General features: G+C 67.2%; 7 protein-coding genes. 4 read left to right on the top strand and 3 right to left on the bottom strand.

The window, feature by feature from the left end; genetic code table 11:
- The 3 genes from Q7P21_RS01530 to Q7P21_RS01520 form a co-directional block, all read left to right on the top strand.
- Positions 1-412 (top strand): sterol desaturase family protein (locus Q7P21_RS01530; RefSeq protein WP_304175417.1); only part of this gene is annotated, 412 nt, incomplete at its 5' end.
- Between the two features lie 70 nt (positions 413-482).
- Positions 483-1202, top strand: coding sequence for a response regulator (locus Q7P21_RS01525; RefSeq protein WP_304175415.1), 720 nt, complete (start codon positions 483-485; stop codon positions 1200-1202).
- 2 nt (positions 1203-1204) lie between these two features.
- The gene (locus Q7P21_RS01520; RefSeq protein ID WP_304175413.1) at positions 1205-2560 is read left to right on the top strand and encodes a cell wall metabolism sensor histidine kinase WalK; all 1356 of its coding nucleotides are present in this window, start codon (positions 1205-1207) and stop codon (positions 2558-2560) included.
- Here Q7P21_RS01520 and Q7P21_RS01515 read toward each other — a convergent pair whose 3' ends face one another.
- The 3 genes from Q7P21_RS01515 to Q7P21_RS01505 form a co-directional block, all read right to left on the bottom strand.
- Entirely contained in the window at positions 2561-3031 is a 471-nt protein-coding gene (locus Q7P21_RS01515) for a hypothetical protein (protein WP_304175411.1), read from the bottom strand. It lies immediately after the preceding gene.
- A gap of 155 nt (positions 3032-3186) precedes the next feature.
- On the bottom strand, positions 3187-5550 hold the full coding sequence (locus tag Q7P21_RS01510) for a TonB-dependent receptor (protein WP_304175409.1): 2364 nt from the start codon (positions 5548-5550) through the stop codon (positions 3187-3189).
- Between the two features lie 318 nt (positions 5551-5868).
- The gene (locus tag Q7P21_RS01505) at positions 5869-6966 is read right to left on the bottom strand and encodes a zinc-binding dehydrogenase (protein WP_304171132.1); all 1098 of its coding nucleotides are present in this window, start codon (positions 6964-6966) and stop codon (positions 5869-5871) included.
- 142 nt (positions 6967-7108) lie between these two features.
- On the opposite strand from Q7P21_RS01505, the gene Q7P21_RS01500 reads away from it, so the two are divergent.
- Positions 7109-7666, top strand: a complete 558-nt coding sequence (locus Q7P21_RS01500; RefSeq protein WP_304170760.1) for a hypothetical protein — start codon at positions 7109-7111, stop codon at positions 7664-7666.
- The last annotated feature ends 68 nt before the right edge of the window (positions 7667-7734 follow it).

The raw sequence follows: 7734 nt of genomic DNA, 5'->3' as shown, positions 1-7734 counted from the left end.
CTGGGCGGTCTATCTGCCCCTGGTGCTGGCGGGCTTCGATCCGCGCCTGGTCCTGGGCCTGCTGGCCTTCAACCTGCACTACCAGTTCTTCCTGCACACCGAGATGGTTGGCCCGTTGGGGCCGCTGGAGTGGGTGCTGAACACGCCCTGCCACCACCGGGTGCATCACGCCTGCAACAGCCGCTATCTGGATCGCAACTATGGCGGCGTGCTGATCGTCTTCGATCGGCTGTTTGGCACCTTCGCCGCGTTGTCGCCGGAGGAGCCGCTGCGCTACGGCCTGGTCCACCCGGTGGGATCGCGCAATCCCATCGCCGTGGCGTTCAGCGAGTGGCGGCGCCTGTTCGCCGATCTCCTGGCTGCCCGCAGCTTCAAGGCCGCCCTGCGCGCCGCCTTTGGGCGACCGGCCTGATGTTCAGGGCTTTGCAAGACCCCGCCGCCATGATGACCCTTCGGAGCTCGCCGGGAACCCGATCCGCCGCATGACCCGCACCCCCCTGATCGCCATCGTCGAGGATGACCCGGAGATCCGCGCCCTGGTCTGCGATCTGCTCGGACGCGAAGGCTATGAGACCGCGCCCTGTCCGGATGTCGCCGAGTTCGACCGGGTCGCCGCGCGCCGGCGGATCGATCTCGCCATCCTCGACGTCATGCTGCCGGGCGAGGACGGTTTGTCCCTCTGCCGCCGGCTCAGCGCCCAGGGCCAGACGCCCGTGCTGATGGTCACCGCGAAGGGCGACGACATCGACCGCATCGTGGGCCTGGAGATCGGCGCCGATGACTACCTGCCCAAGCCGTTCAATCCCCGCGAGCTGGTGGCGCGCGTCAAGGCGATCCTGCGTCGGACCCGCGAGGCGGGCGCCGTCGTCGCCCCGGTGCGCCGCACGGTCTATCATTTCGCCGGCTGGACCCTGGATGCGGCGAGTCGGGATTTCACCGATCCGGATGGCGGGGGCGTGGAGCTGACCGGCGGCGAATTTGATCTTTTGCTCAGCTTTCTGACCCACCCCCAAAGGGTGCTCAGCCGGGACCAGCTGCTCGACTGGACCCGCGGTCGCGAGGCCATGCCCTTCGACCGGACCATCGACGTCCAGCTCAGCCGGCTGCGCCGCCGCCTGGCCGAGCATCCCTCCGGCGCCGCCCTGATCCGCACGGTCCGCGGCGGCGGCTATCTGTTCTCCGCGCCCGTCGAGCTCGCCTGAGCATGGTGTTCTCCGACAGCCTGGCGGCGCGCATCATCGCCATCCTGCTGGCCGGGCTTGCGGCGCTGTTCCTGATCATCGGCGCGACCCTGGTCTGGCCGTCGGCCGACGTGAAGCTATTCGACCTGCCGCTGCCCCGTGAGACCCTGGCCATAGCGGAGGCCCTGGAAGGCGCCCGCGACGGGCCCGAGCGTGACCGCATCCTGGCCGCGGTCGACTCCTCTGTGGTCAGCGCCCATCTGCAGCCCGACTTTCCGGAAGTCGTGCCCGGCCTGCCGGCGGGCGGACGGCTGGCGAAGGGCGGCGTGTTCGCCGATTACGCGACGGCGCTCAGCGGGCGGGAGTTCCGGGTCGATACGCGCCGGCGATTCTGGATTCGCTATCTGACCGGCGACTGGCGAGACGACGGCCCGGCCCCGGTTCGCCTGTCGGTGCGGCTGCGGACCGGCGAGGTGCTGGTGGTGGAGCGGCGACCGTCGCGGGTGCTGCGAACCTATCTGCTGCGCGGCGTCTTCGTCATGGGGGCGGTGGCGGCGGTGCTGCTCAGCGCCCTGGTGCTGGCCGTGCGCCAGACCGCCCGTCCGGTGGCTGAGCTGGCCGCCGGGGTCCGCCGCTTCGCCACCGACCTCGACGCCCCCGACCTCACCCTGGAAGGTCCGCGCGAGATCCGCGAGTTGGCCGCCGACGTCAATGACATGACCCGGCGCATTCGCGCGCTGATCGGCGAGCGCACCCGGATCCTCGCCGCCGTCGCCCACGACATGCGGACCTATCTGACCCGGTTGCGGCTGCGCGCCGAGTTCATCGACGACGCCAACCAGCGCGAGCGCGCCACCGTCGACATCGAGGAAATGTCGAGCCTGCTGGATGACACCCTGCTGTTCGCTGGCCTGGACGCCGGCCTGGCCGTCTTCACTCCCGTGGACATCGTCGCCGAGCTGGCGGCCTTCACCGAGACGCGGACCGCCATGGGCGAGCCGGTGACCTGGCGCGCTCCACCCCACTTGCCTGCGGTCCGGATGAGCTCACCCTTGGCGCTGCGCCGGATGGTGGGCAACCTGGTCGACAACGCCATCCGCTATGGCGGCGAGGCCAGGCTGGCGGCGGGTGTCGAGGCGGCGCAGGTCTGGATCGAGGTCACGGACCGGGGAGAGGGGGTGGCGGCCGAGGACCTCGCCCGCATCCTCGAGCCGTTCTCGCGGCTGGAGCCCTCGCGGGCCCGGCAGTCCGGCGGGGCCGGGCTGGGCTTGTCGATCGTCCAGGGGCTGGCCCAGGCCCAGGGCGGGGCGCTCACCCTGCGCAATAGTCTTGAACCCGGGGCGGGCCTGATCGCCCGGCTGAGTTTTCCGGCGGGGTGATCAGTCTTCGGGACGCGGCCAGGCGGCGGGATAGGCGGCGCGGCGTTCGGTGTCCTGGACGCGGATCACCACGGGCGGGCGCCAGGCCATAGGCAGCATGGCGAAGGCCGCCTGGCCCGCCAGGCCCAGGACCCCAGCCGGGGCGGCGAGCCCCTTCAGGACCGCCGCCGGGCTCTGCCCGAACACCAACAGGGCCATGCCCATTTCCAGGGCCATCATCAGGGCGAAGGCTGCGACCCCCATGGCCGCACGGTCCAGCAGTCGCCGAAAGGCCCAGGGCCGGTCCATGATCCAGCCGCAGATCAGCCAGGACAGCGCCAGCATGATCGGCAGTTCCAGCATCACGGCGGCGATGGGGCCGGCCAAGGGCGCGATCAGCAGGATCCGCGCCGCGCCCATCAGGACGCCGGTGGCGAAGGTCAGGGCGGCATAGAGGCCGGCCATGGTCCAGATCGTTTGCGCGCGGCTCATCATGGGCGACCTTCCAGCCCAAACAACATGGGCCGGACGCCCGGAATGCGCCTTGATCCACCGCAATCCAAGGGCGTGCGACCAAAGGTCCCGCCCGAGCGATCGCCTGGGCCAGGGGCCTAGGCGATCGCGACGCAGGCGGCTTGGCCGGCGACTTAGAAGGTCTTGCGGACGGTGATCCCGTAAGTCCGGGGCGGGTTGGTCAGATAGCCGTAGCGGGCCCGCAGGCCGCGTTCGCGGTCGATCGCCAGCCGGGCGTGCTCGTCGGTCAGGTTGTTGACGAAGCCGGCCACTTCCCAGCTGTCGCCGCGCACGCCGATCCGCAGGTTGCCGAGGGCGTAGGACGGCAGCTTCAGCTGGAAGGCGAGGGTGGAGACACTGGGCGAGCCCGTACCGAACAGGGTCACCGTGCGCGGATCGCCCTCCTGATCCGAGATCTGGGTGTAGCGGTCGCCCACATATTGCCAGGTCAGGGTGGAGAAGGCGGTCAGGCCATTGGACATCGGCCGGATGTAGTCGAGGGCGGCGGAGGCCTGGAACTTCGGCACGGTCGGCAGGCGGTTGCCGCTGCGCAGGGCCTGCAGCACGGCCCCGGAGGAATCGCGCACGCTGGACCGCAGTTCCGAGTTGTTGGCCGAAGCCGACAGCGACAGGTCGAAGTTCTCGGTCAGGCGGCTGTTGAACTCCGCCTCGATGCCCGTCGACCGCGCCTTGGGCACATTGACGATGATCCGCGAGGAGCAGCTGCCGGCGTCGACCGTGGCCTGCAGGTTCTCGATGTCGGAATAGAAGGTCGCCATGGTGAAGGAGCCGCGGCCCTCCGGCAGCTTGGCCTTCAGGCCGGCCTCGTAGTTCCAGACGCTCTCATTGTCGAAGCCGGGCTTGGCCAGCTTGCCGAAGGTGGAGAGGTCAGCGGCGCTGCACAGCGGCTTGTTGAGCGGATCGTTCACCCCGCCCAGCCGGAAGCCCTTGGAGATCTGGCCGTTGAAGGTCAGGGCCTCATTGGCCTTGTAGGCGACGATGACGCGCGGGGCGAATTCGTCGGCCTTCACATGGCCCGGATAGTCGATGGTGGTGTCGGCGAAGATGCCGTCGAAGGTCAGCTTGCGCTTCTCGTCATAGCGGGCGAGCCGCAGGCCGGCGGTGACGTCCAGCTTGTCATTGACCTTGTAGGTCGCCTCGCCGAACACCGCGTACTGGGTCAGGGTGTAGGGGACCGTCGAGAAGTAGAGGGCGTCGACCGGGGCGCGGACGCCCTTGGTCGGAATGCCGGTCAGGGCCTGGAAGCCGCGCACGTCCAGATACTGGGCGTAGTCGCGGTCCATCTTGCTGTAATAGGCGCCGACCAGCCAATCGAGCTTCTCGGCGTTCTTCGAGGCCAGCCGCACTTCCTGGGTGAACAGCTTCACCTTGGTGGTGTCATAGAGCGGCGCGTTGAGCGTGTAGACATTCGCCGGCAGGCCGATCGAGCCGCCGGTGATCGAGCCGGTCAGGGCGGTGGCGTCGCGCACCACCAGCACGTCGCGATCGGTGTAGGATGAGATCGAGGTCAGGGTCATGGCCCCGAGCTCGAGATTGGCGGTCAGGTCGGCGAGCTTGAACCGGTCGCGGAATTTTTCGCCCAGCTGGGTGAACTGGTTCTCGTCGCCCAGCGTCACCTTCGGGCGGGTGGTCGTGTAGGGGTTGGCCAGGATGTTGAACACATCGACCCGGTTGAAACCGTGCACCGCGATGTTCTGGTAGAGGTAGCGCGGGGTGATGGTCAGGTTCTCGGTCGGCTGCACCATCAGGGCGGCTCGGAAGCCGGAGCGCTCGCCGTCATTCACGTCGCGATGCACCGAGCCGTTCGGCTGAACCGCGTCGATGAAGCCCGGGAACTTGGAGCCATAGGCCGTGAGCCGGAACGCGGACTTGTCGCTCAGCGGCAGGTTGACCATGGCCTTGATGTCGCCGCCGTCGCCGCCGTCCTGGACCTGGCTGGCCGTGGCCTCGACCACGCCCTCGAACTTGTCGGTCTTGGGCTGGTTGGTGATGTAGCGCACCGTGCCCGACAGCGAGCCGGAACCGAACAGCGTGCCCTGGGGCCCGCGCAGCACCTCCACACGGTTCAGGTCGAACAGGTCGAGGTCAGGGGTGAACAGCGACAGCGAGATGGTGCTCTCGTCGAGATAGACGCCGACCTGCTCCTTCACGCCGGGCTGGTCGCGGACCAGCTGGCCGGCGGAGATGCCGCGAATCGCGACCTGGCTCTGGCCCGGGCCGAGATTCTGGACGGTGAAGCCGGCGACGCTGCGCGAGATGTCCTCGATATTGGTCGCGCCGCGCGCGCGCATCTTGGTCTCGCTCATGGCGTTGACCGAGAAGGGCACGTCGATCAGCGCCTCGTCGCGCTTCCGCGCCGTGACCACCAGTTCCTCGACCTGATTGTCGGCCGCGCGGGCCAGGGCCGGCGCCGCCAGGGTCAGCGCCATCAGGCTGACGCCCAGGGCCGAACGCCGCCGAAGGGTGAAGTGTCGCATTTGCAGTCCCCCGATGTTTTCATCTTCCGCGCGAAACCCGATTTGGGTCGCGTGGTTGCTGCGGGGGTTGTCGGGCGTGTGACAGTTTCGAGTCAACTCATAGGCGACAACAAGCCTGTGAGTGATGTTCGTTATTGTTCAGGAGTCGCCAGAAAGGCACATATATTCAATGGCAGTATTCATCCGTAAAACTGACGAGTGGGTCTGATAACTATCTGCATATATTTAGTATTGCCATCGATATGGCCGTTGTGACGAAAACATGCGCATGTAATAGCTATATGTGCGCATGTTTTCATCAAATAGAACGCCGTTCGCTCAGCGGCCGGGTTCAACCAGAATCTTCACATGAGCCTCGGGATCGCCCAGGGTGACGAAGGCCTGGGCCACTTCGCTCAGTCCCACCTTGCCCGTGACCACGCGGCTGACGTCGATCACGCCCTCGGACAGCTGGCGCAGGGTGGCGGCGAATTCCTCGGGGGAATAGCCGAACACGAAGGTCAGCTCGATTTCCTTGGTGATGGCGATGGCCGGCTCGATCTTGTCGGTCTCCATGCACACCCCCGCCACCACGATCTGGCTGCCGGCCGGCGCCGCCTCGATCAGGTGCTGCAGGATGCCGGGCGAGCCGACGCATTCGAACACCACCGGCTGGCCAAAGGTCTTGCCCATCATGCGCGCCATGGACTGGGCCGCCCGGGCGGTCGGCACGCCGAAGCTTTCCCAGCGCCCGTGCGGGCTTTCCTTGGCCGGGTCGATCACCACATCGGCGCCCAGCATCTCGGCCGCCGCGCGACGGCGCGGGGAATAGTCCGCCGCGATCACCGGCCCGTGGCCCTTGGCCTTCAACCCGGCGATCACCGCCAGCCCCACGGGCCCGCAGCCGATCACCAGCGACACCGAGTCCTTGTCGAGCCGGGCCTTGGCCACGGCGTGCGCGCCGACGGCGAAGGGTTCGGTCAGCGCCGCCTGATCGGTCGGCAGGCCGTTGGGCACCTCCAGGATCAGGGCCTCGGACAACAGCATGCGTTCGGCGAAGCCGCCGGGCAGGGCGTTGGAATAGCCGAGCGCCTCCATGCCGGTCTGGGTCAGGGTCACCGGCACGCTGACCACCCGGGTCCCGACCTTCAGGGTCTTGGCGCTCCCCACGCCATGGTCGAGGATCTCGGCGCAGAATTCGTGGCCGAACACCGTGTCGGCCGTCGGGTCGAAGCCGCCGCCCATGCCGCCTGCGTCGCCGCCCCCGGAGGCCCGGCGTGAGGTCTCGATCATGTGCTCCATATGGTGCAGGGCGTGCAGGTCCGAGCCGCAGATGCCACAGGCCAGGGTCTTGACCAGCACCTGGCCGGCCCCCGGCGTCAGCTCGGCGATCTCCTCGCAGATGAGTTGCTTGTTGCGGCGGATGACGGCGCGCATGCGGAGACCTCCCATTGTGTTTTCACCACTCTGAGGCCGTCCGCCCGCGATTTCCAGGCTGTCGCGACGTCAGCATTGCGCGGAACATTCGTGTTTGGTCGCAACCTTGACGGGTTTGCCGAGAGGCTTTCTATCGTCCTTCATGCAGGAATCTGCCGACAGTTCGCGGGTCATCGCTCGATATTCGGCTTCGAAGGTCGCCGCATTCGTGGGCATTTCCGCGCTCGCGATATTCTGGACCGGGCTTGAAGTCCGCGGGCACGGATGGACGATGCCGGGTGCCGACACTCACGACCTTGGTACGATCGCCGCCGCCCTTGTCGCGTTGGTTCTTTCGATCGTTTCCTCGGGCTTATTGTTCAACGCTGCGTTCGTTGCGGGGGTGGCTATCCGCCAAAGAGTTGCGGGGGTGGCTATCCGCCAAAGAGAGGGCGAATTCGTCTTCTATTGGCCCTTAGGCTGGAAGCGCGTCCTACTTCAATCGGGTCTCTCGGTCGGGGCGGACGAGACGACATTCCGGTCGAAGTTCGGATTGATTGAACGAGTATCGGGCGTGAATGCTGGAATGCAGCGCCTCATTGTCAAAGGTGCTGGCCAGAAACAGTGGAGCTTTCCCACGACGCTTCTTCGCGAGGACGCCGACGTCATCGTCAAGCGAATGTCCGAGGTTCTGGACAACCACGCCGCACCGCCGCCCTGAGCCTTGGCTTCCCTCCAAAACTTGCCCGCCGGCGTCTAATCCCCTAACCCTCGCGGCCTCGGATTCGG

This window comes from Phenylobacterium aquaticum, from assembly GCF_947378715.1.
Taxonomy (GTDB): Bacteria; Pseudomonadota; Alphaproteobacteria; order Caulobacterales; family Caulobacteraceae; genus Phenylobacterium; species Phenylobacterium aquaticum_A.
Note: the sequence above shows the minus strand (reverse complement) of the source record. Positions and strands in the feature narration are given on the sequence as shown.

Coding starts and splice junctions, on each gene's coding strand:
- Q7P21_RS01525 (WP_304175415.1), top strand. CDS start 483: ATGACCCGCACCCCCCTGATCGCCATCGTCGAGGATGACCCGGAGATC.
- Q7P21_RS01510 (WP_304175409.1), bottom strand. CDS start 5,550: ATGCGACACTTCACCCTTCGGCGGCGTTCGGCCCTGGGCGTCAGCCTG.
- Q7P21_RS01515 (WP_304175411.1), bottom strand. CDS start 3,031: ATGAGCCGCGCGCAAACGATCTGGACCATGGCCGGCCTCTATGCCGCC.
- Q7P21_RS01520 (WP_304175413.1), top strand. CDS start 1,205: ATGGTGTTCTCCGACAGCCTGGCGGCGCGCATCATCGCCATCCTGCTG.
- Q7P21_RS01500 (WP_304170760.1), top strand. CDS start 7,109: ATGCAGGAATCTGCCGACAGTTCGCGGGTCATCGCTCGATATTCGGCT.
- Q7P21_RS01505 (WP_304171132.1), bottom strand. CDS start 6,966: ATGCGCGCCGTCATCCGCCGCAACAAGCAACTCATCTGCGAGGAGATC.